General features: G+C 74.4%; 18 protein-coding genes and 1 pseudogene. 7 read left to right on the top strand and 12 right to left on the bottom strand.

Features of this window, described 5'->3' with window-relative positions; all coding sequences use genetic code 11:
* The first annotated feature begins 439 nt into the window (after nucleotides 1-439).
* Together ACIBAI_RS04590 and ACIBAI_RS04585 are read left to right on the top strand one after the other, a co-directional pair.
* Nucleotides 440-775 carry a chorismate mutase gene (locus ACIBAI_RS04590; RefSeq protein ID WP_399030928.1) on the top strand — a complete coding sequence of 112 codons (336 nt, stop codon included), beginning with the start codon at nucleotides 440-442 and terminating at the stop codon, nucleotides 773-775.
* A gap of 791 nt (nucleotides 776-1566) precedes the next feature.
* The gene (locus tag ACIBAI_RS04585) at nucleotides 1567-2607 is read left to right on the top strand and encodes an LPXTG cell wall anchor domain-containing protein (RefSeq protein WP_399030927.1); all 1041 of its coding nucleotides are present in this window, start codon (nucleotides 1567-1569) and stop codon (nucleotides 2605-2607) included.
* 123 nt (nucleotides 2608-2730) lie between these two features.
* Here ACIBAI_RS04585 and ACIBAI_RS04580 read toward each other — a convergent pair whose 3' ends face one another.
* The 7 genes and pseudogenes from ACIBAI_RS04580 to ACIBAI_RS04550 all read right to left on the bottom strand — a co-directional run bounded on the left by ACIBAI_RS04580 (nucleotide 2731) and on the right by ACIBAI_RS04550 (nucleotide 15248).
* Nucleotides 2731-4563, bottom strand: a complete 1833-nt coding sequence (locus tag ACIBAI_RS04580) for a GMC oxidoreductase (protein ID WP_399030926.1) — start codon at nucleotides 4561-4563, stop codon at nucleotides 2731-2733.
* A 56-nt stretch (nucleotides 4564-4619) separates the two neighbouring features.
* The gene (locus ACIBAI_RS04575; protein WP_399030925.1) at nucleotides 4620-6233 is read right to left on the bottom strand and encodes a succinic semialdehyde dehydrogenase; all 1614 of its coding nucleotides are present in this window, start codon (nucleotides 6231-6233) and stop codon (nucleotides 4620-4622) included.
* A 729-nt stretch (nucleotides 6234-6962) separates the two neighbouring features.
* Nucleotides 6963-7151, bottom strand: a pseudogene (locus ACIBAI_RS04570) (serine/threonine protein kinase); the annotation flags it as partial.
* A 217-nt stretch (nucleotides 7152-7368) separates the two neighbouring features.
* Nucleotides 7369-8478, bottom strand: coding sequence for a serine/threonine-protein kinase (locus ACIBAI_RS04565; protein ID WP_399030924.1), 1110 nt, complete (start codon nucleotides 8476-8478; stop codon nucleotides 7369-7371).
* Nucleotides 8479-8650: 172 nt separating this feature from the next.
* Nucleotides 8651-10360: a protein kinase gene (locus ACIBAI_RS04560; protein WP_399030923.1), complete on the bottom strand. Its 1710-nt coding sequence runs from the start codon at nucleotides 10358-10360 to the stop codon at nucleotides 8651-8653.
* Nucleotides 10361-10550: 190 nt separating this feature from the next.
* Complete coding sequence (locus ACIBAI_RS04555) at nucleotides 10551-13145, bottom strand: protein kinase (RefSeq protein ID WP_399030922.1); 2595 nt, start codon at nucleotides 13143-13145, stop codon at nucleotides 10551-10553.
* Between the two features lie 153 nt (nucleotides 13146-13298).
* Nucleotides 13299-15248: a serine/threonine-protein kinase gene (locus tag ACIBAI_RS04550; RefSeq protein ID WP_399030921.1), complete on the bottom strand. Its 1950-nt coding sequence runs from the start codon at nucleotides 15246-15248 to the stop codon at nucleotides 13299-13301.
* A gap of 167 nt (nucleotides 15249-15415) precedes the next feature.
* On the opposite strand from ACIBAI_RS04550, the gene ACIBAI_RS04545 reads away from it, so the two are divergent.
* Nucleotides 15416-16459, top strand: a complete 1044-nt coding sequence (locus tag ACIBAI_RS04545) for a serine hydrolase domain-containing protein (RefSeq protein WP_399030920.1) — start codon at nucleotides 15416-15418, stop codon at nucleotides 16457-16459.
* A 368-nt stretch (nucleotides 16460-16827) separates the two neighbouring features.
* Nucleotides 16828-18036 carry a nucleotide sugar dehydrogenase gene (locus ACIBAI_RS04540; RefSeq protein ID WP_399030919.1) on the top strand — a complete coding sequence of 403 codons (1209 nt, stop codon included), beginning with the start codon at nucleotides 16828-16830 and terminating at the stop codon, nucleotides 18034-18036.
* Nucleotides 18037-18301: 265 nt separating this feature from the next.
* On the opposite strand, the gene ACIBAI_RS04535 is transcribed toward ACIBAI_RS04540, so the two are convergent.
* The 4 genes from ACIBAI_RS04535 to ACIBAI_RS04520 form a co-directional block, all read right to left on the bottom strand.
* Complete coding sequence (locus ACIBAI_RS04535) at nucleotides 18302-19426, bottom strand: GuaB3 family IMP dehydrogenase-related protein (RefSeq protein ID WP_399030918.1); 1125 nt, start codon at nucleotides 19424-19426, stop codon at nucleotides 18302-18304.
* Nucleotides 19427-19573: 147 nt separating this feature from the next.
* The gene (guaB, locus tag ACIBAI_RS04530; RefSeq protein WP_344599486.1) at nucleotides 19574-21082 is read right to left on the bottom strand and encodes an IMP dehydrogenase; all 1509 of its coding nucleotides are present in this window, start codon (nucleotides 21080-21082) and stop codon (nucleotides 19574-19576) included.
* A 138-nt stretch (nucleotides 21083-21220) separates the two neighbouring features.
* On the bottom strand, nucleotides 21221-21808 hold the full coding sequence (locus ACIBAI_RS04525) for a sigma-70 family RNA polymerase sigma factor (RefSeq protein WP_399030917.1): 588 nt from the start codon (nucleotides 21806-21808) through the stop codon (nucleotides 21221-21223).
* Nucleotides 21809-22075: 267 nt separating this feature from the next.
* A complete protein-coding gene (locus ACIBAI_RS04520) occupies nucleotides 22076-22687 on the bottom strand; it encodes a response regulator transcription factor (protein WP_003948568.1) in 612 nt (203 codons plus the stop codon).
* A gap of 389 nt (nucleotides 22688-23076) precedes the next feature.
* Here ACIBAI_RS04520 and ACIBAI_RS04515 point away from each other — a divergent pair, with 389 nt between their 5' ends.
* Nucleotides 23077-23406 carry a WhiB family transcriptional regulator gene (locus ACIBAI_RS04515; protein ID WP_344599488.1) on the top strand — a complete coding sequence of 110 codons (330 nt, stop codon included), beginning with the start codon at nucleotides 23077-23079 and terminating at the stop codon, nucleotides 23404-23406.
* A gap of 46 nt (nucleotides 23407-23452) precedes the next feature.
* Here ACIBAI_RS04515 and ACIBAI_RS04510 read toward each other — a convergent pair whose 3' ends face one another.
* Nucleotides 23453-24373 carry a LysR family transcriptional regulator gene (locus tag ACIBAI_RS04510; protein WP_399030916.1) on the bottom strand — a complete coding sequence of 307 codons (921 nt, stop codon included), beginning with the start codon at nucleotides 24371-24373 and terminating at the stop codon, nucleotides 23453-23455.
* An 80-nt stretch (nucleotides 24374-24453) separates the two neighbouring features.
* On the opposite strand from ACIBAI_RS04510, the gene ACIBAI_RS04505 reads away from it, so the two are divergent.
* Together ACIBAI_RS04505 and ACIBAI_RS04500 are read left to right on the top strand one after the other, a co-directional pair.
* Complete coding sequence (locus ACIBAI_RS04505; RefSeq protein WP_399030915.1) at nucleotides 24454-25122, top strand: MOSC domain-containing protein; 669 nt, start codon at nucleotides 24454-24456, stop codon at nucleotides 25120-25122.
* Nucleotides 25123-25221: 99 nt separating this feature from the next.
* Nucleotides 25222-25995, top strand: a complete 774-nt coding sequence (locus ACIBAI_RS04500; RefSeq protein ID WP_399030914.1) for an SDR family NAD(P)-dependent oxidoreductase — start codon at nucleotides 25222-25224, stop codon at nucleotides 25993-25995.
* Nucleotides 25996-26054 lie beyond the last annotated feature (59 nt).

The raw sequence follows: 26054 nt of genomic DNA, 5'->3' as shown, positions 1-26054 counted from the left end.
GGGGTGCCTTCCGGCGGTTGGGCGGGTCCTTGTGCCACCCGATTCTACCGAGGCGGCCGTGGATCCGGTTCCGTCGCCGCAGCCGCCGCCTCCTCCCCCCGCCGGCGCACGTCCCCTCCCCCGCCGGCGCACGCCTCCTCCACCGCTCCGGCACGGGCCTCGCGCCGCCGCCCGGCAGCCGGCCGGGCCGCGCCCGTACCGCCGGCCGGAACGCGCCCGTGCGGCCGGCCGGGCTGTGCCTATACTGCCCCTCATGCACAAGCACCCGACCTTCCTCTTTACCTATGGCGACCGGCCCGCCGGCTGCCATGGTCGTGCTGCTTGAGCAACTGACAAGCGACTTCCCAGGCGCCCCGGGCCGACAAGGTCCGGGGCGCCTGGCGTTCTCCGGGACCTGTCGTTCCAGGGGCCGCCCCCACCCCGCGAGGAGCCCCCGACCATGACCGTCACCCCCACCGAGAAGACCGCCGCGGAGCAGGCCCGGAAGACGGAGAGCAACGGCACGGAGAGGACCGGGGCCGGAACCGCCGAGGCCGCCGGCGTGATCACCGGCGCCCGGGAGCGCATCGACGCCCTCGACGACCGGATCATCGGCCTGATCCAGGAACGGATGGCGGTCTCCGCCGTGATCCAGCAGGCGCGCATCGCCTCCGGCGGCCGGCGCGTGAACCTCTCCCGGGAGATGGAGGTCCTCGGCCACTACCGGGAGGCGCTGGGCAAGCCCGGCACCGCCCTCGCGATGACCCTGCTGGAGCTGTGCCGCGGCAGGATCTGACCGGGCGTTGCGGGTACGCGCGTGCGCATGCCCGCTCACCCGTCCGGCGCGTGACCGCCGGCCCGTCCGGCTCGTTGGTCCGGATGTCCGTGCCAGCCAGGGGCGGGCCCGAGAAGAACCACGCGTGGCTCACTGGAGCGATGAGACGCACGGCCCGTGCCGCGCGTCGTGGGACCTCGCTCCAGGAAGGTGACCGGACGGCAGGGGACAGCAGTCCGGTCGCCCAAGAGAACGGCCGGCCCCGGGGACGCCCGGGGCCGGCCGGCAAACAGCCCGGGTCCGGGACGACCGGCGGTGCAGGCGGCTCCCGGCCGGACACGACGCGCGGAGCACCCGGACCCCTCCGCGCACGACGGCACCGCCCGCCCCGCACCGTCCCGCCGTGCCCGGCGTGCCGCCCGAGGCCGGGAACAGTCCGTCCCCGCCGCCAGGAGGCGCCCGAGCGCACCGGGCGGCCGGCGCCCGAAGCGGGGCCCGCGGCACCCCGAGCGAGCGGTGCGACCCCGGCGCCGCTCCCCGGCACCGGCGCTGCCCCGACGCCGGCGCCGACGGAAGAAGGACCCCGCGACTCCGTCACGCGGGGCCCTTGTCGTGCCCGCCTCGCGCACCGCGAACCCGCCCACGGGCGCGTGACGCAGATCACATGAGAATTCCATGAGGACAAGTGCAACCCTTCACAGCTTCCACCGATCAAACCTGACGACCCGAGGGCCACACCCGCGCCTCACACGCGGAGGCCTCCCACCCCCGCACTGCGGTCACCGCAGTGCGCCGGACTCCCTGAGGTCTTCATGAAGCTTCGCCGTGCCATGGCAGCCGCCGCCGCGACCGCGGTCATCGCGCCGCTCGCGCTGCTGTCCGCGCCCGCCGCGTTCGCGGAGGGGACGACGCCTGCGGCGCCCCCGAGCGACACGGCCGGCACCACGCCCACCGCCACCGCGACCGACACGGCGACGGCCACGGCGACACCGAGCGACACGGCCACCACCACCGCCGCCCCGACCGGAACCGGTGTGCCGACCGGCACCCCCACCACCACGTCGCCCGCCCCGAGCGCCACCCAGAGCGAGTCGGAGGAGCCCGAGCCGTCCGAGCCGGCCGAGCCGAGCGAGGAGCCGTCGGACCCGACCGTCCCGTACTGCGAGGACCTGGACGAGAACTTCGGCGACGCCAAGGTGTCCGCGGACATCAAGGGCCTGCCGGGCAAGATCGTCGCGGGTGACGGCTTCCACGACTTCGAACTGGTCGTCACCAACGAGTCCGGGACCGACGTCGAGGGCGTCGCCTTCTACGCCGAGGTGGAGAACTACGAACTCGACGAGTCGAAGTTCCTCAGCCCCTACGTCGACCTCGAGTTCAAGAACCCCGAGACCGGCTCCTGGGACCGCATCGGCAGCGACGACTGGGCCGGCGACTACTTCTACTTCGTGGAGAAGCTGAAGTCCAAGGCCAGCGAGACCGTCGACCTGCGCGTCAGCATCGACGCCAAGGCCCCGGCCGGTGACTCCTACTCCTTCGGCTCCGGCGCCTACCTCGACAACGTCGAGGGCCAGGACTGCATCGCCGAGGGCTGGGCCATGTACGACTTCGAGGTCCTCGAGCCCGGCTCCGCCAACCCCGCCCCGGGCACGGCCGATCCGAGCGACAACGACGCCAGGGACTCGGTGAAGAAGCCGCAGGGCGACGTCTCCGACCTGCCCACCGGCAGCCTCGCCGAGACCGGCGCCGGCTCCGCCCTGCCGATGATCGGACTCGTCGGCGGTGTCGCCGTCGTCGCCGGCGCCGGCGCGGTGTTCGCGGTGCGGCGGCGCAAGGCCGACGCCCAGGCGTGAACCACGCCCGCCGGGCCGCACAGCCGTGAGGCCGTGAAGGCCTGGCACGGGACGGAAGAAGGACCCGCGCTCGGAGGGGGGCGCGGGTCCTTCTTCCGTCCCGCTCCCCCTCCGCACCGCTCCTCACCGCTTCGGCGGCACCGCCGGGATCCCCAGGAACGGCAGCCGCAGCGCGCCGAAGGCGTCCGGCGGGACCGCCGGGGACTTCGGCGCCACGGGGGCGAGGCGCCGGTACGCCGCTCCCTGCCGCGGGCGCGGGTCCGGCTCGCCCTTGTTGGGCCAGTACGCCATCGCCCGCTCGGCCTGGGCCGTGATCGTCAGGGACGGGTTCACCCCCAGGTTGGCCGAGACCGCGGAGCCGTCGACGACCGAGATGCCGGGGTGGCCGTAGAGGCGGTGGTACGGGTCGATGACGCCGGTCTCGCGGGAGGCGCCGATCGGGCAGCCGCCGAGGAAGTGGGCCGTCAGCGGGGTGCCCATGAGCTCGCCGATGTTCGAGCCGGCGAAGCCGTTGATCTCGGCGGCCAGCGCGGAGGCGCCCTCGGTGGCGGCCTTGATCTGCTTGGGGTTGGGGGCGCCGTGACCCTGACGGGCCGTCAGCAGGCCTTTGCCGACGCCCTTGGGCTTCAGGTACGTCGTCAGGGAGTTGTCCAGCGACTGCATCACCAGGCCGATGATCGTCCGCTCCGACCAGCGGCGGTTGGACAGGGAGCGGGCCGCCTGCACCGGGTGCCTCGCCGCGTGGAGCAGGAAGCCCAGCACCCGGGAGGCACCCGAGCGGTTTCCCGCGTAGGGGACCTGGAGGATCGACAGGCTGCCCATCGCGTTGGAGCCCCTGCCGTAGCGGACGGGCTCGATGTGGGTGTCCGGGTCGGGGTGGACGGAGGACGTGATGGCGACGCCGCGCGTGAAGTCGACCCTCGCCTCGCCGGTGACCTTGCGGTAGCGCCGGTCGTCGGTCTGGGCGCCGACCAGGGCCTCGGAGTTGGTGCGGGTGAGCTCGCCCAGCCGGTCGGAGACGTACGGCAGCCGGCCGTCCGCCTTCATGCGGTGCAGCAGGGTCTGGGTGCCGTAGGTGCCGGCGGCGAGGACGACCCGGCGGGCCCGGAAGGTCCGGCCCCGGCCCTTCCTCCGCCGGTCGGTGGGCAGGGCGGCGACCGCGAAGCCGCCCCGCGGGTCCTCCGTGACCGAGACGACCGTCGTCAGCGGGTGCACCACCGCGCCCGCCTTCTCGGCGAGGTACAGGTAGTTCTCGCCGAGGGTGTTCTTCGCGCCGTGCCGGCAGCCGGTCATGCACTCGCCGCACTGGGCGCAGGCCCGGCGCTCCGGCCCCGCCCCTCCGAAGTACGGGTCGGGCACCTTCTGCCCCGGCTTCGCCGTCACCGTCCCGTCGGCGTCCCGGCCGTCGCCGAAGAAGACGCCGACCGGCGCCAGGTGGAAGGTGTCGCCGCAGCCCATCCGCTCGGCGGCCGCCTTCAGGTGCACGTCCGACGGGGTCATCGTCGGGTTGAGCCGCACGCCGAGCATGCGCCGCGCCTGGTCGTAGTACGGCTTCAGCTCCTCCCGCCAGTCGGTGACGTCCCGCCACTGCGGGTCCTCGAAGAAGGCCGCCGGCGGCACGTAGAGGGTGTTGGCGTAGTTGAGGGAGCCGCCGCCGACGCCGGCGCCCGCCAGGACCATGACGTTGCCCAGCAGATGGATGCGCTGGATGCCGTACATGCCGAGCCGGGGGGCCCACAGGTAGTTCCTCAGGTCCCAGGAGCTGCGCGGGAGCGTCTCGCGGGTGAAGCGGCGGCCCGCCTCCAGCACGCCGACGCGGTAGCCCTTCTCGGTCAGGCGCAGCGCCGCGACCGAGCCTCCGAAGCCGGAGCCGACCACGATCACGTCGTAGTCGTAGTCGTAGTCGTAGTCGTCGTCGTCCTCGTCGTGTTCCTGGACGGAGTTCTCCTGCGACACGTGCTCTCCTCGTCGAGAACGGGTGGGGTTCCGGGTGGCCGGCGGGATCCGGGGGGCTAGCGGAGGCGGAACGCCTTCATCAGGCGCAGGCCGCGGCTCATGAGCGCCGCGTACCTCTCGTCGTCCATGCCGAACGACGGGGCCATCGGCAGCAGCCGCTGGTGGGCGACGGTCTGCGCCTCGGTGTACTTGAGGATGCCCTCCGCGCCGTGCCGGCGGCCCAGGCCGGAGTCCTTCATGCCGCCCATGGGGGACTGCACGCTGCCGTACGCGGACGCGTACCCCTCGTTGATGTTCACCGTGCCGGTGCGCAGCCGGGCGGCGACCTTCCGGCCGCGGCGGGCGTCCCGCGTCCAGACCGAGGAGTTCAGGCCGTACGGCGTGGCGTTGGCGCGGTCGATCGCCTCGTCCTCGGACGCGAAGCGGTGGACGGACACGACCGGGCCGAAGGTCTCCTCGGCGTGCACGGCCATGGCGTCGGTGACGCCCTCGAGGATGGTCGGCTCGTAGAAGTAGGGGCCGATGTCCGGGCGGGCGACCCCGCCGGCCACGATCCGCGCGCCCCGGGCGACGGCGTCCTCCACGTGCCGCCGCACGGTCTCCAGCTGGCGCCCGCTGACCAGGGACCCCATGTCGGCGCCGTAGGCCAGGGCGCGCCCCAGCCGCATCGCGCGCGTGCGGGCCGCGAAACGCTCCAGGAAGGCGTCGGCGACCGACTCGTGGACGTACAGCCGCTCGATGGACACGCACAGCTGGCCGGCGGAGGAGAAACAGGCGCGGACCGCGCCGGCCGCCGCCTTCTCCACGTCGGCGTCGTGCAGGACCAGCATGGCGTTCTTGCCGCCGAGTTCGAGCGAGACGCCCACCAGCCGGTCGGCGGCGACCCGGGCGACCTCGCGGCCGGTGCGGGTGGAACCGGTGAAGGAGACGTAGTCGCCGTGCCTGACGACCTCGGGGCCGACGACGGGACCGACACCGATGACGGTCTGGAGCACGTCGGCGGGCAGCCCCGCCTCGACCAGCAGGTCACGGGCCCACAGCGCGGTCAGGCAGGACTCGGTGTCGGGTTTCATCACCACCGCGTTGCCCGCGACGAGGGCGGGCAGCGCGTCGCCGACGGACAGTTCGAGGGGGTAGTTCCAGGGGACGACCTGGCCGACGACGCCGCGCGGGTGGCGCAGTTCGGTGACCTTCGTCAGGGCCGGCACGGCGCCGGTGTGCCGCTTGGGCCGGAGGTAGGCGGCGGCCCGGCGGCCGTAGTGACGGGCCGCGACCGCGACGGCCTGGACCTCCTCGTGGGCGTGCAGGCGGGCCTTGCCGGTCTCCAGCTGGATGAGGTCGAGGACCTCGGCCTGGCGTTCCAGCAGCAGGTCGTGGAAGCGGAGCAGGACGGCGGCGCGCTGCCGCACCGGGGTGCGCGCCCATACGGGCTGGGCGGTGCGGGCCAGGTGGAACGCCTTGGCCACGTCCTCGGGCGTGGACTCGGGCAGGTCGGCCAGCTTCTCGCCGGTGAACGGCGTGTGGTGGGCGGTGCGGCCGGAGCCGATCACGTCCCTGGTGAGCCGGGCGACCAGCTCGGGGGTGACCACGTCGGCGGCGGTGCGGGCGCCCGCCGGGGCGGGAGCGAGGGGGTTCGTACCGGTCGGTGCCGGGGCCTGCGCGTCCGTCATGAGGCGCAGGGTATGCCTGCGCGGAAACTTTGGGTACCCGTCGGTAACAGGGTTTCACCGGGCACTCACACGACGCCAGCGTCCGCTGGCAACGAATGCGCTGATCAGGCGTTGCGCGGGGACGGCCGCGGTCGGCCCGGTCCTTTCCGGGTTCGGCCCTTCGGCGGGTCCGGTCCTTTCCGGAGGCCCGGTCCCTTCCGGGGGTTCGGCCGCTTCCGCGGGTCCGGTCCTTCGCGGGGTTCAGTCGCTTCCGAGGACGAGCCGGTCACGGGCGCCCCTGGACACCGCCGCGCCCCTGCGCTCGTCCGGGGTGCCCTCGGGCGTGTCGACGCGCAGTTCGTACATGCGGTCGTCATCGGTCCGGATCACCAGGCGCAGCACCCGGGTCGCGGAACCGTCCCGGCCGTGGGTGGTGTCGGCGAGCACGGCCTCGTACCCCTGGACGCTGGTGCGGGCGTACCGGGCGCGGGCGTCGCCCCCGTCCGGGTGCCGGTCCCGGTGGGCCTGCCGGGCGCGGCCCATCGGGGAGCCGGGCGCCTCGTCCCGCAGGCTGAGGCGGACCTGGAGGTCCCCGCCGCCGTCCTCGTCGCTGCGGTGGAGCACGGTCCGGGGCTGGTCGCTCGCGCTGCCGTCCCCGCCCAGGGAGGAGAACCGGACGGGGAGGGGGAGGACGGCGTCCGGGTCGCGCTCGCGGTGGGCGATCCAGGCGGCGGTAGCGGTGGTGAGCGGGGAGGCGGCACGGGCCTCGTGGTGGAGCCGGCGGGCGGCCCGCCGGTGGCTCCCGTCCTCCGGCTCGCCCGGCAACCGCGGTTCCCTGACGGCGGCTTCGCGCTGGACGAGTTCGTCGTACGCCCGCCAGACGGTGCCCGCCCCGCCGGAGCCGATGCGCTCGATCAGCCGGTAGCGCCCGCCCACCAGCCGGCCCCGGGCGCCCTCGCCGCCCCATGGTTGCTCATCCCCATGAGTACCGCGCGGGGCGCCCGCTTGTCGACGCGCGCCCCGGCCGGGCCGGGCCACGCCTCACGGCCGAGCCGGACGCCCCGCCCGCCGGCCCCGTGGCGGGCTCCCCGCCGCCGCTGCCGGGTTCGTCCACCGCGTGTGCGGTCCGGTCCCGGCCGGTGACGCGCGACGGGGCTCACCCCCGGTCCGCGTACGGCCGGGGTTCCGTACGGCCCGGCGGAAACGGGCGGGTCACCGTCACGGTCGCGGTGGGGACGCCCGGCGACGAGGTCTCCGCCGGGGGCGTTTCGGGCACGGAGGTCGCCGGCGCGCCGCCCCCGTCGCCGTCCCGGTCCATCAGCAGCGCCGCCGCGGACACGCCCACCACCCCGGTCGCCGTCACCAGCAGCACGGCCACCAGTACGCCGCGCGTGACGCCCCGGCGCTCGGTGGCCGGGCGCAGTTCGGGGGTACGGCCCAGTTCCAGGAAGGCCCGCAGCATCCGCTCGGCCCGGTCCGCGTCCATCCGCCGCTCGGGATCGCGTTCCAGCAGCCCGCGGACGACGGGCAGGAGCGGTCCCGCCTGCGCGGGCGGCCGTACCTCCTCGGAGACCACGGCGTGCAGGATGCCGCCCAGCGAGTCGCGCCGGAACGGCGACTCGCCGGTCAGTGCCGCGCACAGCAGCGCGCCCAGCGACCACAGGTCGGAGGCGGGGCCGGTCCGGCCGCCGGACATCCGCTCGGGCGCGGTGTACTCGGGCGAGCCGACGAAGGAGCCGGACTCGGTGAGGGTGGTCGCGCCCTCGACCCGCGCGATGCCGAAGTCGGTGAGGACGACCCGGTCGGTGCCGTCCTCCAGCAGGACGTTGGCGGGCTTGAGGTCGCGGTGCAGGACGCCGGCCGCGTGCGCGGTGCGCAGGGCGCCCAGCAGGGCGATGCCGATGCGGGCGGCCTCGACGGGGCCGACCGGTCCGTGCGCGGCGACGTGGTCGGCGAGCGAGCTGCCCTCGATCAGCTCCATGACGATGTACGGGCGCCCGTCGTCCACGACGACGTCGTGCACCACGACGATGTGCGGGTGGTGCAGCTGGGCGACCGCGCGGGCCTCGCGCAGGGTGCGGTCGCGCTGCTGCCGGGCCTCCTCGGCGGAGAGGGTCTCGTCCAGGGGGAGCTCCTTGACCGCGACCCGCCGGCCGAGCAGCCGGTCGGTGGCCCGCCAGACGACGCCCATGCCGCCGCGACCGAGCCTCGCCTCCAACCGGTACCGGTCCGCGATCACCCGGCCGCTCTCCCCCTCGGGTCCCATGCGGCCCATGATGCCCCAGCGGACGGATCGCCTCCGGTGCGGCGGCGGGTGAGTGGCCGACAACCGACGCAGGAAAGGCCGTCGCCGTACCGAGCGACGCCGGGAAGCCCGTCGGCGCACCACCGGAGCGGCCGCCTCGCCGCCGGGTCGGACCGACCGCCTCACCGCCGGGTCAGGGGGTCTTCTCCCGCCAGCCCTGGAGCACCGTCGTGAACTGCCGGCTGGTGGTCGCCCAGTCCTCGGCGGGTGAGGAGATGTAGATGACGTACTCGACGCCGTCCCGTGACATGTACGTCTCCTCCATGGCGCGGCGCGGCCCGGGGAACCGCGTGTCCTTCGCCAGGGCGGTCCAGGTGTACTCCCACACGGCGCCGTCGCGGTCGCGGTAGACGTTCCGCTCCAGCCGCACCCGCCGGTAGTCGGCCAGCCGCTGGAGCTGTTGTTCCAGATCCAGTTGGTGGGCGTGGGGATCGTTGAAGTCCGGGGAGGTGTCGACGGCGATGCGGACGAAGTGCTCGCCGCCGTCGGGGGTGTAGTCGATCTGCTTGAGGTCGCCGTCGATGCCGTGGACCTGCCGTTTCCATCCTTTGGGCAGGTAGAGGCTGAAGCCGACCGGGTCGTCGTGGCGCTCCCAGGAGTCCGGAACGTTTCCCTCGGGGGCCCCGTCGGTGGTGGTCGTGGGGTTCGGCGGAGCGGACGCGCTCTGCTCCGTCCGCCGGCTCTCGTCCCACTTCTGCAGCAGCACGGCGGTTCCGCCGCCGACGAGGGCGGCGACGACGACCACCAGGGCGAGCGTGCGCAGCCGGCGTCCCCGCGGTGCGGGGGCCGCAGGCTGCGGGCCCAGCGCCGTGGGGCCGACCGCCGTCGGTCCGGTCGCCATGGTGCCGACCGTCATGGGACCGGCCGTCACGGGACCGGCCGTCACGGTGCCGACCGCTGCCGGTCCGGCCGCCGCGGGGCCGGCCGCCGCGGGGCGGTACGGGGTCGCGGCCGGGCCGGATCCGGGACCGGCGGCCGGGTGCGGGTCCGCGTGCCGCGCCGGCGGGTACGCCCGCGTCGTGTCCGGCCGGCGGCCCTCCGCCGCCTCGGCGAGCATCTGTTCGGCCTCGGCCGCCTGCGGCCGCATGGCCGGATCCTTGCGCAGCAGCGCGTCGAGGACGGGCGCGAGCGGGCCGGCGTGGCGCGGCTCGGCGGCCTCCTCCTCGACGACCGCCTGCATGGTGCCGAGCGGTGAGGTGCGGCGGAACGGCGAGACGCCCTCCACCGCCGTGTACAGCGTCGCGCCCAGCGCCCACAGGTCGGAGGCGGGGCCCGGGTCGTGGCCGCGGACCCGCTCGGGCGCGAGGTAGTCGACCGAGCCGACGACCTCGCCGGTCCGGGTGATGGTCGTGTCGCCCTCGATCTGCGCGATGCCGAAGTCGGTGAGCAGGACGCGCCCGTCGCGGCCGAGGAGGACGTTGCCGGGCTTGACGTCGCGGTGCAGCACCCCCGCGGTGTGCGCGGCGCGCAGCGCGCGCAGCACCCACAGTCCGACCCGCGCGGCCTCCCGCGGCTCCACGCGCCCCCGCTCCATGACCGCGTCGGCCAGCGAGCGGCCCTCGACCAGCTCCATCACGATCCACGGCCGGCCGTCGTGTTCCAGGACGTCGTGCACGGTGACGACGGCGGAGTGGTTGATCCGCGCGGCGGCGCGCGCCTCCGCGCGGGTGCGGGCCAGCAGGATCTCCCGGTCGCTGTCGGAGACGTAGAGCGCGGCCGTCAGCTCCTTGACCGCGACGGCCCGGTGCAGCACCTCGTCGTGCGCGCGCCATACCCGGCCCATGCCACCGCTGCCGATGGAGTCGCCGAGCCGGTAGCGGCCCGCGAGGAGCAGGCCCTGCATCTGATTCACGTTGCCCCGCAATGGTCTTGACAGGGCCAGCGTAAGGACCGGCCCCCGTGCGGGGAACCGGCGGGGTGCCCCGGAGACCGCACTGTGACAGTCGCCCCTTTGGGGAAGGCGGGGGAGCCACCGGGTGAACCGCGGCGCACGGGGCGGGAGGAGGGGCCGGGGGACGGGGCGCGCGGCGGTGTCAGCCGGTCGCCTGGTACGTCGCCGAGGCCTGCTCGAACAGGCGGGTCACCTCGTCGCGTTCGTTCTCCGGGCCGCGCACCTGGACCACGTGGTACTCGCCGTCGACGAGCATCGCCAGGTTGCGCACGTACAGCTCGCGCCCGTCGCCGTCGGTCCAGGTGAACTGCCCCTCGGCCATGGTGCGTCCGCCCACCTCGATGGTCTTCAGCCCCGTGGAGGTGGCCCAACTGGAGTCGCGGTACGGCTGCAGCTCGGGCTCCTTGTCCCGCTGGTACGCCATCGGATCGGTGCCGAACTCGTCCGCGCCGTCCCGGCCCGGCACGACGAGCAGCTCGAAGTCGCCGCCGGAGTAGACGACCTGGCCGCGTCCGTTGACGGGCGTGCGCTTCCAGCCCTCGGCGACGGCGACGCGGAAGCCCTCGGCGTCCTTGCGCAGGGTGAAGCCGTCGGCGGTCTCGGGCACGGTGGTCTGCGTCTCGGCGGTACCCGCAGACTCCCCGGAGCCGGTGCCGGATTCCGGCGAGGTCCGGTCGGGCCGCGGGTCGCCGCTGGTGTCCGGGGACTGCGCGGGCGCCTCGCCGGCCTCGCCGGCGACACCGGTCCGGTCCGGGGCGCCCGCGTCGTCGGTGCCGGCCTTCGGCAGGAAGTACATGGCGTAGAAGATCGCCGTGGCCAGGGCGAGCAGTATGAGCAGGAGCAGCGTGCGGCCCAGGCGGTGCGGTGACCGCGTTTCCTGCTTGGCCCGCTTGTGCCGCCCGTGGTGCGCGGGCAGTCCGGCGCGCCGCCTGCGCACCAGCTCGCCGCGCCGGCGTACGACCGGCAGCCGGCCGGCGTCGGCGGGCGGGACGGGGACGACGTGCACGCCCGCCTCCGGCTCGGGAGCGGAGCGCACCAGCGAGCGCAGCCAGCCGCTCAGTTCCTCGAAGTCGATGCGCTCGGTGGGGTCCTGACGCAGCAGCGACTCCACGACCGGCCGGAGCGGACCGCACTCCTCGGCGAACGCGGGCGGCTCCGCGCACACCATCTGCACCAGTTCGGCGGTCGAGTCCTCCGGGTAGGGCGCATGTCCCTGCACGGCCCGGAAGAGCAGCGCGCCCAGCGCCCACAGGTCGGTCGCGGGGCCGATGGGCGGCGCCAGCTGCCAGTTCTCGTGCACCGGTCCGGCCTGCTCCGGAGCCCACCGCTCCGTCACCGGGCCCACGACCGCCATCCGCGCCTGCCGCGCCCGCTCGGCGGCCAGCGCGGTCGCCGGCCCGCGCCGTGCGGGGGCGTCGGCGACCAGGTCGTCCCAACGGCTCGGGGACGGGGCGGGCCCGCCGGACGGGGCCGGGGCGGGGGAGGCGTCGCCGGGGGTGCGGGGGGCGCCCTTGCCCGGGGCGTCGCCCGGGCCGGTGCGGGGCGCGGCGCCGTGCCAGGAGGCGGGCCGTACGCCGTAGGGGTCGGCGATCTGGCCCGGGGGCGCGGTGCCGGGGCCGGCGGCGTACGGCGGCGGTGCCGAGCCGTTGCCGTGGGGCGCGGGGTCGCTGTCGGCGGCGGGGCGGGAGCCGGGCAGCGCCGCGTGTCCGTTCTGCGCCTCCTGGACACGGGCCGCGGCCCGGGCGCCCGCGCGGTACGCGGCGATCGCCCCGGCCCGCGCCGCCCGGATGTCCTCGCTGCTGTCGAACGCGGGGCGAGCGGGGCCGGCGGAGGATCCGCCGCTCCTCTCCCGTCCGGCGGCCTGCGGCCCCCCGGCCGCCCGCGCCTCGAGGGCGGCCCGCCGGGCGGCCTCGGGATCGGCGGCGGCGCCGAAACCACCGGGCCCGCCCGGTTCGCGGAAATCGCGGGCCCCGCCGGGACCGGTGGCGTGAGCGGCGCCGAAACCACCCGTGAAGTCACCGGGGTCGCCCGTCCCCCGGTGACCACCGCCCCCGGTCGTCCCCGAGGGCTCCCCCGGCCCCGGGACGCCCCCGCTCCCGTCGCCCTCCGGCGCCGGCACCGGGTCGTACCCGCACAGCGCCTCCTCCGCCGCCCCGACCGCGAGGCCGGTCAGCATCACCCGGCCGTCGTCGCAGACGAGCACGGTGCGGGCGGTGATGTTGCGGTGCACCCAGCCGTGGGCGTGCAGCACCCGCAGCGCCATCAGGACGTCGGAGGCGACCTCGGCCGCCCGGTACGGCGTCAGCGGCTTCTCGGCGAGCAGCGCCGCCAGCGGTCGCGCGGCCACCAGCTCGCTGACGATCCACAGCGAACCGTCCTCGGCGAACACGTCGAAGACCTGGTCGAGCCGCGGATGGTCGGGGATGCGGGCCGCGGCCTGCGCGGCCTCCACGGCGCGCCGCACGACCGGATCGGCGCCCCGCCGCGCCGCCGTCCGCGCACCGGGGCGCCCGCCGCCACCGCGGGCGCCGCCGTCCCGTGCCGTGAAACCGTCGGGCAGCCCCTCCGCGTCGAGCACCTCCGCCTCGACGACCTCCGGCAACGGCACCTGCCGGACCAGGACCTCCTGGCCGCTGTAGGTGTCGAAGGCCCGGGTCTCGGTGAGTTCGTACTCCTCGGACGGCGGCAGCGGCAGGCGGTAGCGGTCGGCGAGTACCCGTCCCGCATAGTCGTCCACGTTGCCTCCCCCAAGCAGGCCCGTCGGTCGATTCCGTTCGCCCCGCGGGCCGCCCCGCTGCGCACGGTCCGCAGGCACTCACGATACGTGCCGGAGGCAACCCGCACCGAGGGGATTCCAGATCTCAGGCCTCCCAAACCCGGGCGTGCTCCCTCACGACTTCGGTTCGAACGTCTCCGTCAGCGTCCGCCAGGTGTCCTTGCGCAGGTCACCGTCCCAGTCGGCGGCCTTCGCGGTGTACATGAGCGCGTACCCCTGGTCGTCGTCGACGACGAAGCCCCGGTCGATGGTCCGGTACGCGGTCCCGCCGTCGACGTAGGTGAACTCCCAGTCGGCCGTGTTCCAGCCCCGGTAGTCCACCTGCTCTATGCGGATCTTCCGGTACTGCGCGCGCTTCATGTAGCGCTCCTGGTTCTTCCAGTCCGCCACCGGGTCGTCCTTCGGCGTGGACGTCCACGCGACGAGCAGTTTCTGTCCGTCGGGCCCGGTGAACCGGTCCCCCGCGGCGTCCGTGGACCGGTACTTCCACCCCTCGGGCAGGCCTATCGAGTAGCCCTGCTCGCCCTGGTGCGTCGACGCGGCGCCGTCGTCCCCGGTGGAGCCGTCCGCGCCCGCCCCGGCCCCGCCGGCCGTGCCGGGCCCGCTGCTCGGCGTGCCCGGCGAGGCCGCTCCCGTCGTCGTCGCCGTCGCCGTCTGCGTCGCCGCCCCGTCCGTGCGGGTCCCGCCGGCCTCGTCCTGCCCGGTCCCGGTGCCGGCGGTCGCGCTGGCGGAGGCCTTGCCGCCGTTGCCCGCGGCGCCGTCGGAGCCGTCGTCGCCGCCGAGCGTGAGGGCCAGCACGGTGCCGATGACGGCGAGCACCACGACCACCGCGACGGCCACCAGCGTCCGCCGCGGCACCACGTCGGTGAGCGACGCCTTGGGCGCGGGCCTGGCCGGCAGGTCCGGCGGCGGCATCACGGGCCATCCCGAACTCCGGCCGCCGCTCGCCCGGTTCGCCCCGCCCGGGTCCGCCGCCGGCACGGCCGTGCCGGTGCCGGACCGGGCGCGTGCCGCGGCCCCGGCCGCCCCCGCCGGGACGGCGGCCTTCCGCGTGGACCGCAGCGCCCCGCGCGGCCGGTCGGCCGCCTCCTGGGGCCGCTCGCTCCCGGCGTCCGCCGCGCCGCCGCGGCCGGCCCGCCCGCCGGGCGGCGCCGGCAGCGGCACGACCTTGGTGGCGTCCGCCGGCTCCGCCCCGCCGGCCGGCCCGGTCCGCGGCGCGTGGATGACCGCGTTCAGCATCGCCCGCGCGCCGGCGTCGTCGAGCCGCTTGGCCGGGTCCTTGGTGAGCAGTCCGTAGATGACGTCCTTCAGCGGTCCCGCGTTCTTCGGCTCCTCCAGCGGCTCGGTCATCACCGCCGTGAGCGTCGCGATCGCGGAGCCCTTGTCGTAGGGCGGCACGCCCTCCACCGCCGCGTACAGCAGCCCGCCCAGCGACCACAGGTCGGCCGCCGGTCCCGGTTTGTGCCCGCGGGCCCGCTCCGGGGAGATGTACGAGGGCGCGCCGACGAGCATGCCGGTGGAGGTGATGGACGGGTCGCCCTCGACCTGGGCGATGCCGAAGTCGGTGAGCACGACCCGGCCGTCGTCGGCGATGAGCACGTTCGACGGCTTCACGTCGCGGTGCAGGATGCCCTCGCGGTGCGCGGAGCGCAGCACGTCGAGCACGGCGAGGCCGACCTCCGCCGCGCGCTTCGGCTCCAGCAGGCCGTCCTCCCGGATGACCTCGGCGAGGGACCTGCCCTCGACGAGCTCCATCACGATCCACGGCCGGTCGTCCTCCTGGACCACGTCGAAGACCGTCACGGCGCTGTTGTTGCGGATCCGCGCGATCGCCTTGGCCTCGCGCAGGGTGCGCGTGATCAGGCGCCGCTTCTCCTCCTCGTCGATGTTCGACGGGAACCGCAGCTCCTTGACGGCGACCGTGCGCCCCAGGGTCTCGTCCTCGGCACGCCACACCGTGCCCATGCCGCCGCGGCCGAGCACGTCTCCCAGCCGGTACCGCCCGGCGAGGAGACGTGCGCTCTCGTCCTGACGGGATGTCCCCGCCCGCTCCGCCTCCGACATGCGTCCCCTCATGCAACCCGCCCTGACAGAGACTTCATTGTCCCTCACCCGGCAAGTGCCCGGCGCCCAGGGTGTCCCTGACGGCGTGACGGGAGCCGGTGGGCCCGGCCCCGGTGAATCCCGCGTTCCGCCGCCCTGCATGATGGGCGCGACAAGGAGGGACCCCGATGCCGCCACTTCGGACGCTGCTGGCCCTCCCCCTGGCCCTGGCCCTGCTCGCCCTGACCCCGGCCGCCACGTCGCTCCCCGTGGCCCCGGCCACGGACGCCCTCCTTCCGCTGCTGGTCGCCCGGGGCGGGGCGCCCGCCGCGGCGCTGCTGTCCAGCGGGCCGTCCGGCGTCCGCTACGCCCAGGCCGGCGAGGGCATCGCCCGCGCCGACCACTTCCGCGCCGGCAGCGTCACCAAGACCTTCGTCGCGACGGTCGTGCTGCAACTGGCGGCCGAGCGCCGCCTGGCGCTGTCCGACACCGTGGAGCGGCACCTGCCGGGCCTGGTGCGCGGGGCGGGCAACGACGGGCGCGCGCTGACCCTGCGCTCCCTGCTCACCCACACCAGCGGCCTGTACGACTTCAGCGCGGACACCCGGGGCACGGTCCCCGTGACGCCGCTCCAGGCCGTGCGCATCGCCCTCACCCACCCGCCGGCCGGCCGCGGCCGCTTCTCCTACTCGAACACCAACTACGTCCTGCTCGGCCTGGTCGTCGACCGGGTCACCGGCCGTTCGTACGCCGCCGAGGCCGAGCGCCGGATCATCGCTCCCCTGGGCCTGACGGGCACCTCCTTCCCCGGATCCCGCACCTCGCTTCCGTCCCCGCACGGCCGCGACTACGCCGCCGACGGGACCGACGTCACCGAGCTCGACCCGCGGGTGGCCGGTGCCGCGGGCGAGCTGGTGACCACGCTCGCCGACCTGGACCGCTTCTACACGGCCCTGCTGGGCGGTGAGCTGCTGCCCCCGCGCCGGCTGCGCGAGATGCTCGACACCCGGGCCGCACACGGCGCGTACGGCATGGGCCTGTTCCCCGAGCGGCTGCCCTGCGGCGTGACGGTGTGGGGGCACAACGGGCGCATATCCGGCAGCTATGTGCGCACCGCGGCCACCGTCGACGGCCGCCGCGTCCTCACCTTCCGGGTGAACACGGACGCGATCGCGGATCCCGGACTCGAACCCCGGCTGCTCGCCGCCGAGTTCTGCGCCGGCCGCCCGTAGCGCGACCGGGGTCCGGGCGGGGATCCGCCCCGGGCCGTTCGTCCGAACGGCGTCGGGAGCCCCGGCCCGTTCCGGGTTCCGGCGGCGGGACCCGCTCCCCGTCCGGTCCCGCCGAGCGGCGACCGGACGGACCGGCCGAGGGGGCGCATCGGCCGCCGCCGCGAGCGGCTCGGCGCGCCGCGCCGGTCCGGGCGGCCCGGCTTCGGCCCCCTCACCCCCGGCCCGCGGACGACTTCCGCCGAAACACAGCCACCCAATCCCGCATATCGGTCATATTTACTCCTAGTGTGACGTTTGTGCTCGCCCGTGCTGTCCACCGGGCTTGCGCACCTGTCCCGCTTCGGTTACTGGGAAGGACGGCCCACGCCATGCCCGCAGATCTCGCCGTCATCGGACTCGGCCCGTACGGCCTGCCCCTGGCCCAGGCCGCCGTCGCCGCCGGCATTCCCACCCTCGGTTACCGCACCGGCCCCGAGACCGGCTCCCTCAGCCCCGCCGAACTGCGCCGGATGCTCGCGCGGGGGTTCCGCCCGGCCGCCCGCCCGGCGGAGCTGGGCCGCGTCCGGACCGCCGTCATCTGCGCCCCGACCCCGCGCGGCGCGGACGGCGGGCCCGACCTGGGCCAGGTGGAGACGGCCGCCCGCGCCCTGGCCGCCCATCTGCGCCCGCACACCACGGTGATCCTGGAGTCGCCCGTGCTTCCGGGGACGACCGAGGAGTTCCTGCGTCCCCTCCTGGAGGGGGGTTCGCGGCTGCGCGCCGGACGCGACTTCCACCTCGCCTACTCCCCCAGCCGCGTCGACCCCGGCAACCGCGCCTTCACCCCCGCCAACACCCCCAAGGTCATCGGCGGCCTCACCCCCGCCTGCACCGAGTCGGCCGCCGCCTTCTACGGCCGGCTCACCGACAAGGTGGTACGCGCGCGCGGCCCCCGGGAGGCGGAGACGGTGCAGCTGCTGGAGACCAACTACCGGCATGTGAACATCGCCCTCGTCAACGAGATGGCGGTCCTCTGCCACGACCTCGGCGTCGACCTGTGGGACGTCATCCGCTGCGCGGAGACCAAGCCGTTCGGCTTCCAGGCCTTCCGCCCCGGCCCCGGCGTCGGCGGCCCCTCCGTCCCCCAGGACCTGGCCGGCCACGCGCGCCGCACCCTGCGCATGGTGGAACTGGCCCAGCAGGTCAACAGCCGGATGCCCCGGTACGTCGTCCAGCGCGCCGCGGCCCTGCTCAACGAGCACGGCAAGTCGGCCCGCGGCGCGCGCGTGCTGCTGCTCGGCGTCACCTACAAGGCCGACCTCGCCGACCAGCAGGCCGCGCCCGCCCAGGAGGTCGCGGTCCGGCTGATGGAGCTGGGCGCCGCGGTCAGTTACCACGACCCGCACGTCCCCTCCTGGAGCGTCCTGGACCGCCCGGTCCCGCGCGCCGACTCCCTCTACGAGGCCGCCGCCGAGGCCGACCTGACGATCCTGCTCCAGCAGCACCGCACGTACGACCTCCAGGGCCTGTCGGTGAAGGCCCAGCTGCTGCTGGACACGCGCGGGGCGACGCCCACCGGGGCGGCGCACCGGTTGTGAGGGGGAGCGCGCGCGGCGCCCGAGCCTGCGGGGCCGGTGTCATGCGGCCGCGCCCCCGGAAGGAGGCGCTCCGCGAAACCGGGGCGCCGGACACGGACACCACCGCCCCGGAACGCCCCTCCCCGCCCCGGATGCGGCCACGCGCCCCCGCACGCCGACGCGCGCCCTCGCACGTCCGGCCGGGCAAGCGGAAGGGCCCGGCCACTCCCACGAGTGACCGGGCCCTTCCGCCGTTTCCTCCGCCCGGGCCGGGCGCGGCGTCACCTCACCGCCGGTGCTGCGAGTCCGCCACCGTCACCTCGACCCGCTGGAACTCCTTCAGCTCGCTGTAGCCGGTGGTGGCCATGGCGCGGCGCAGCGCGCCGGAGAAGTTCATCGAGCCGTCGGGGGTGTGGGACGGGCCGGTGAGGATCTCCTCGATGGTGCCGACCGTGCCGAGGTCGACCTTCTTGCCGCGCGGCAGCTCCTCGTTGACGGCCTCCATGCCCCAGTGGTGGCCCCGGCCCGGGCCGTCCGCCGCGCGCGCGAGCGGGGAGCCCATCATGACCGCGTCGGCGCCGCAGGCGATCGCCTTGGGCAGGTCGCCGGACCAGCCGACGCCGCCGTCCGCGATCACGTGCACGTACCGGCCGCCGGACTCGTCCATGTAGTCGCGGCGGGCGGCGGCCACGTCCGCGACCGCGGTCGCCATGGGGACCTGGATGCCCAGCACGTTGCGCGTGGTGTGCGCGGCGCCGCCGCCGAAGCCGACCAGCACGCCGGCCGCGCCGGTGCGCATCAGGTGCAGCGCGGCGGTGTAGGTGGCGCAGCCGCCGACGATCACCGGGACGTCGAGCTCGTAGATGAACTGCTTCAGGTTCAGCGGCTCGTGCGAGTGCGAGACGTGCTCCGCCGAGACCGTCGTGCCGCGGATGACGAAGATGTCCACGCCCGCGTCGACGACGGCCTTGGAGAACTGGGCGGTGCGCTGCGGGGAGAGCGCGGCGGCGGTGACCACGCCGGAGTCGCGCACCTCCTTGATGCGCGCGCCGATCAGCTCCTCCTTGATGGGGGCGGCGTAGATCTCCTGCAGCCGGCGGGTCGCCGTCTCGACGGGCAGGCCGACGATCTCGTCGAGCAGCGGCTGGGGGTCCTCGTACCGCGTCCACAGGCCTTCGAGGTTCAGCACGCCGAGGCCGCCGAGCTCCCCTATGCGGATCGCGGTGGCCGGGGAGACGACCGAGTCCATGGGGGCGGCCAGGAACGGCAGCTCGAAGCGGTAGGCGTCGATCTGCCAGGCGATCGAGACCTCCTTCGGGTCCCGCGTACGACGGCTGGGGACGACGGCGATGTCGTCGAAGGCGTACGCCCGGCGGCCGCGCTTGCCTCGCCCGATCTCGATCTCAGTCACGATGTGTGGCCTTTCCTTATGCGTTTCAGCGCCTTCCAGTATCCCCGACGGGGCCGGCGGCGGCCTTCCGCGGGGACGGCGAGGGCGGCCCCGGAACGTCCGGGGCCGCCCTCCACAGGCCGGGGCCGCGCGCCGTGCGCGCGGGCGTCACCGCTTGGCGCTGTAGTTCGGCGCCTCGACCGTCATCTGGATGTCGTGCGGGTGGCTCTCCTTCAGGCCCGCCGAGGTGATCCGCACGAACCGGCCCCTGGCCTGGAGCTCGGGGACCGTCCTGCCGCCGACGTAGAACATCGACTGGCGCAGGCCGCCGACCAGCTGGTGGACGACCGAGGAGAGCGGGCCGCGGTAGGGCACCTGGCCCTCGATGCCCTCGGGCACCAGCTGCTCGTCGGAGGCGACGCCCTCCTGGAAGTAGCGGTCCTTGGAGAACGACTTGCGGTCGCCGCGGGACTGCATGGCCCCCAGGGAGCCCATGCCGCGGTACGACTTGAACTGCTTGCCGTTGATGAACAGCAGCTCGCCCGGCGACTCCTCGCAGCCCGCGAGCAGCGAGCCCAGCATCACCGTGTCGGCGCCCGCGACGAGGGCCTTGGCGATGTCGCCGGAGTACTGCAGGCCGCCGTCGCCGATCACCGGGACGCCGGCCTCCTTGGCGGCCAGCGCCGCCTCGTAGATGGCGGTCACCTGCGGGACGCCGACGCCGGCGACCACGCGGGTGGTGCAGATGGAGCCGGGGCCGACGCCGACCTTGATGCCGTCGGCGCCCGCGTCGACGAGGGCCTGGGCGCCCTCGCGGGTGGCGACGTTGCCGCCGATGACGTCGACGCCGGACGCGTTCGACTTGATCTTGGCGACCATGTCGCCGACCAGGCGGGAGTGGCCGTGCGCGGTGTCGACGACGATGAAGTCGACGCCCGCCTCGATGAGGGCCTGGGCGCGCTCGAAGGCGTCACCGGCGACCCCGACCGCGGCGCCGACCAGCAGCCGTCCCTCGGCGTCCTTGGCGGCGTTGGGGTACTTCTCCGCCTTCACGAAGTCCTTGACCGTGATCAGGCCCTTGAGGACGCCCTCGTCGTCGACCAGCGGCAGCTTCTCGATCTTGTGGCGGCGCAGCAGCTCCACGGCCTCCTGGCCGGAGATGCCGACCTTGCCGGTGACCAGCGGCATCGGCGTCATGACCTCGTGCACCCGGCGCGTGCGGTCGGTCTCGAAGGCCATGTCGCGGTTGGTGACGATGCCGAGCAGCTTGCCCGCCGGGTCGGTGACCGGCACGCCGCTGATGCGGAACTTCGCGCACAGCGCGTCGGCCTCGGCGAGCGTGGCGTCCGGGTGGATGGTGATCGGGTTCGCCACCATGCCGGACTCGGAGCGCTTGACCAGGTCGACCTGGTTGGCCTGGTCCTCGATGGACAGATTGCGGTGCAGTACGCCGACGCCGCCCTGGCGGGCCATCGCGATCGCCATGCGCGACTCGGTGACCTTGTCCATGGCGGCGGACAGGAGCGGGATGTTGACCCGCACGTTCTTGGAGACGTACGAGGCGGTGTCGATCTCGTCGGGTGCCATGTCCGACGGGCCCGGCAGCAGCAGCACGTCGTCGTAGGTCAGCCCGAGTGTCGCGAATTTACCGGGCACTCCGTCGACGTTGGCAGTCATGACACCTTCCCCAAATGGCCTTGATCGGTGCGGATGTCCATGCTAACGGGAAGCGTGGCTGTCTCATTCCACGGTTCCGGATGGCTCCGACCTTCGTATGTTCGTACGGAAACGGCGCATCGCCTGTTGGATGCGGGGTTATTGCTCGGCCAACGCCCGCAGTCTGCTCAGCGCCCGGTGCTGCGCCACCCGGACCGCGCCGGGTGACATTCCCAACATCTGACCGGTCTCCTCGGCCGTCAGACCCACCGCGATGCGCAGCAGGAGCAGCTCGCGCTGGTTCTCCGGAAGGTTGGCCAGGAGCTTCTTGGCCCATTCGGCGTCGCTGCTGAGCAGCGCGCGCTCCTCCGGGCCCAGTGAGTCGTCCGGCCGCTCGGGCATCTCGTCGGACGGGACCGCCGTCGAGCCGGGGTGGCGCATCGCCGCGCGCTGCAGGTCGGCGACCTTGTGGGCGGCGATGGCGAAGACGAACGCCTCGAAGGGGCGTCCGGTGTCCCGGTAGCGCGGCAGTGCGAGGAGCACCGCGACGCAGACCTCCTGAGCGAGGTCCTCGACGAAGTGGCGGGCGTCGCCCGGCAGCCGGGACAGCCGGGTGCGGCAGTAGCGCAGCGCGAGGGGGTGGACGTGGGCGAGCAGGTCATGCGTGGCCTGCTCGTCCCCGTCGACGGCGCGATGGACGAGCGCACCGATCGGCCCTTGGTCAGGGGCCGCCTCGTCGTCGCGCATCGGTCCATGGTGCCCTGTGGCCGTGCTGTCCGTGGCGCCGCGTTCGCTGTTGTGCACCGAAGCGTTATGAGCAGGTGCGCCGGAACTCATCCCCTGCGCCCTCCCCTTCCGCTCGACCGACTCGTCCCCGAGAGACTCCACACCTCAAGGATGCGGCATCCGCGGCGAAACGAGCAGCGGGCACCCGGTGGGCCTCCTTGCCTTCCCCGCCCGTCCCGCGGTAGGCGGGGCTCCCCACGCCCCCGCCCGCGCGACACGGGGGGCGCCCTAACGGACCAGGCCCCACCGGAAGCCGAGCGCCACGGCGTGTGCCCGGTCCGAGGCGCCGAGCTTCTTGAAGAGCCGCCGGGCGTGGGTCTTGACGGTGTCCTCGGAGAGGAACAGCTCGCGGCCGATCTCGGCGTTGGACCGGCCGTGGCTCATGCCCTCCAGGACCTGGATCTCGCGCGCGGTGAGGGTGGGCGCGGCGCCCATCTCGGCGGACCGCAGCCGGCGCGGGGCGAGCCGCCAGGTCGGGTCGGCGAGGGCCTGCGTGACCGTGGCGCGCAGTTCGGCGCGCGAGGCGTCCTTGTGCAGGTAGCCGCGGGCGCCTGCGGCGACGGCGAGGGCCACGCCGTCCAGGTCCTCGGCGACGGTGAGCATGATGATCCGCGCGCCGGGGTCGGCGGACAGCAGCCGCCGAACCGTCTCGACGCCGCCCAGGCCGGGCATGCGCACGTCCATCAGGATCAGGTCCGAGCGGTCGGCACCCCAGCGGCGGAGGACTTCCTCGCCGTTGGCGGCCGTCGTCACGCGCTCGACGCCGGGCACGGTCGCGACCGCACGGCGGAGCGCCTCTCGGGCAAGCGGGGAGTCGTCGCAGACGAGGACGGAAGTCATGACTGTCCTCCGCGGCTCTCACAGCTGCTGCGCGTCACCTTGAGCCTCCAGGCTGGTACGAAATCGTCACCTGTGCGGTCGACCGTCTCGGACGCCCGCCCGAGCGCCGGTTCCTTCAACCGCCTCGCACTCTCAACGACGGTCACTCGAAAGAGTTACGGGACTGTGTGTCCTCTTCGGCACTCTACGTGAGGGGTCCGACACGAGGCGGACAAGCACAACAGACCCTCAACCTTTCATCACAACCTATGACCCATTTGGCGTATTTTCTTCCTCTTCCTAGGTGTCTGCCACTAGATTCGCAATGGGTCATATTTTCATCTCCTTAGATCGTAGTTGTACGGTCGTGGACACCGTATCCGCCCAGATCGGCTACAAGGGGTCACGCAATGGCAGATTTCTCCCGCCTTCCCGGACCGAACGCGGACCTGTGGGACTGGCAGCTCCTGGCTGCGTGCCGCGGGGTGGACAGCTCGCTCTTCTTCCATCCGGAGGGCGAGCGCGGTGCGGCTCGGAGTGCTCGCGAGAACTCGGCCAAAGAGGTCTGCATGAGGTGCCCGGTCCGCGCCGAGTGCGCGGCGCACGCGCTGGCGGTGCGCGAGCCGTACGGCGTGTGGGGCGGGCTGACCGAGGACGAGCGCGAAGAGCTCATGGGACGGGCGCGCAACCGGCTGGTATCGGCTTCGGCCGCCGGCGGGGAGAGCGCCTCGAACACCTGAAGGAACGTTTCTGCAATACGGGCACGCGCACGCGTGCCCGTCGCTTTTACGTCTCGTCCCCACACCGCTCCTGACGCGCGGCCGCCCGCCCCAGCTGGTCCAGGGTCGCCGTCACCGCCGGCACCTGGGCCAGGTCGGGCAGGGTGAGCGCGACGATCTCCCGGCGCACCGCCGGCTCCAGCGTCACCGCGCGCACCCCCCGGGGCCGTACGGACTCGACGGCGAGCTGGGGCAGGACGGCGACGCCGAGGCCGGCGCCGACCAGGCCGACGACCGCCGGGTAGTCGTCGGTGGCGAAGTCGATGCGGGGCGTGAAGCCGGCCGCCTCGCACACCTCGACCAGCTGGCCGCGGCAGCGCGGGCAGCCCGCGATCCACGGCTCCCCGGCCAGTTCCCCGATCGCGAGGGACCCGGCGCGCGCCAGCCGGTGCCGTTCCGGCACGAGGGCGACGAGCCGGTCGGTCAGCAGCGGCCGTACGACGAGGTCGTCCCACTCCTCGGCGCCCGCCGCCCCCTCGTAGCGGAAGGCGAGCGCCACGTCGCAGTCGCCCTCCCGGAGCATCCCGACCGAGCGCGGCGGCTCGGCCTCCTCCAGGAAGACCCGGGTGCCGGGGTGCGCGGCGCGCAGCGCGGCGAGGGCCGTCGGGACGAGGGTGGAGCTGCCGCTGGGGAAGGAGACCAGCCGGACCCGCCCGGCGCGCAGCCCCGCGATGGCAGCGACCTCCTCCTCGGCGGCGGTGAGCCCGGCGAGGATCCCCGCGGCGTGCCGTACCAGCGCCTCGCCGGCCTGGGTCAGCCGCATCTCGCGCCCGGTGCGGATCAGCAGGGGGGTGCCGACGGACGCCTCCAGGGCCTTCATCTGCTGGCTGACGGCGGGCTGGGTGCACCCCAGCTCGCGCCCCGCCGCCGAGAAGGAGCCGGTGGCGGCCACGGCGCGCAGGACGCGGAGGTGTCGGGCTTCGATCACCCTTCGAGGATAAGCGAGCCTTTGACGCGGCGCCGGATAATGCGTCGCCGCTTTGGTCCCGTGTCCCTTACCGTGCGGGCATGAAGCTTCTCTCGGTGAATCTGGGCCGCCCGAAGGCCGTGCCGTACACGGACCACCCGCAGGGGGTGACCGGCATCGACAAGCGGCCGGCGGACGGGCCGGTGCGGGTGGCGGCGCCCGGGCCCAAGGGGGTCGGCGCGAGCGGCCTGGCGGGGGACACGGTGTGCGACACGCGGCACCACGGCGGCGACGACCAGGCGGTGTACGCGATGGCGCGCGAGGACCTGGACGACTGGGAACGGGAGCTTTCCCGGCCGCTGGCGAACGGCGCGTTCGGCGAGAACCTCACGACGTCGGGCCTGGACGTCTCCGGCGCGCTCATCGGCGAGCGCTGGCGGATCGGGCCCGAGGTGGTGCTGGAGGTCACCTGCGCGCGGATCCCGTGCCGCACCTTCCAGGGCCATCTGGGTGAGGAGCGGTGGGTGAGGCGGTTCACGGAGCGGGGCGCACCGGGCGCGTACCTGCGGGTGATCGAGCCCGGGGAGATACGGGCGGGCGACCCGGTGGAGATCGTGCACCGGCCCGGCCACGACGTGACGGTGGCCCTGCTGTTCCGCGCGGCGACCACCGAGCGGGCGCTGCTGCCGCGCGTGCTCGCGGCCGGCCGGGCGCTGCACCCGGAGGCGCTCGCGGACGCGCGGAAGTACGTGGCGCGGTACGGGGGCTGACGCGCGCTCACGCCCCCGGCCGTCAACCGGCGCTTCACCGTTCGTGGAGGCCTCGTGCAGTAAACGGACGGATGAGGTCCGGGTCACTAATCTTGCGTCATGACAACGGCATTGATCACGGGATCGACTGCGGGCATCGGCGCCGCCTTCGCGCGGCGGCTGGCGGCCGACGGGCACGACCTGGTGCTGGTGGCCCGCGACACCGGACGGCTGCGGGAGCAGGCGACCGAGCTGCACGACCGGCACGGCATCGAGGCCGAGGTGCTGACGGCTGACCTGGCGACCGACGAGGGCATCGACGCGGTGGCCGCCCGGCTGGGCGACCGCAGGAACCCCGTCGATCTGCTGATCAACAACGCCGGCTTCGGCAACAAGGGCCGCTTCCTCGACGTGTCCATGGCCGACGAGCTGCGGATGCTCAAGGTGCACTGCGAGGCGGTGCTGCGGCTGACCTCGGCGGCGGCGGAGGCGATGCGGGAGCGGGGCCGCGGCGGCGTGGTCAACGTCGCCTCGGTCGCGGCCTTCGTGCCGCGCGGCACCTACGGGGCGTCCAAGGCGTGGGTCGTGCAGTTCACCCAGGGCGTGGCGCGTGACCTGGCGGGCAGCGGCGTACGGCTGATGGCGCTGTGCCCCGGTTTCGTGCGCACCGAGTTCCACCAGCGGGCCGGGATGGGCACGGACAACATCCCGAACTGGATGTGGCTGGACGCGGACAAGCTGGTCGCGGCGGCGCTGGCGGACCTGGCCCGGGGGAAGACGCTGTCCGTCCCCGACCCGCGCTACAAGGCGCTGACGGGCGTGGCGAAGGTCGTGCCGCGGGGACTGCTGGGCGGGATCACGTCGAAGACGGGGCGGAAGTACGGGCCGCAGTAAACCCGGCCGGAAACCGCCGCGGACCCGGACCGAAGGGACATGATCCAAACTCCGGGCCG

Origin of the sequence: Streptomyces sp. NPDC051041 (assembly GCF_044456065.1) — a bacterium.
GTDB classification, from domain to species: Bacteria; Actinomycetota; Actinomycetes; order Streptomycetales; family Streptomycetaceae; genus Streptomyces; species Streptomyces glaucus.
Note: the sequence above shows the minus strand (reverse complement) of the source record. Positions and strands in the feature narration are given on the sequence as shown.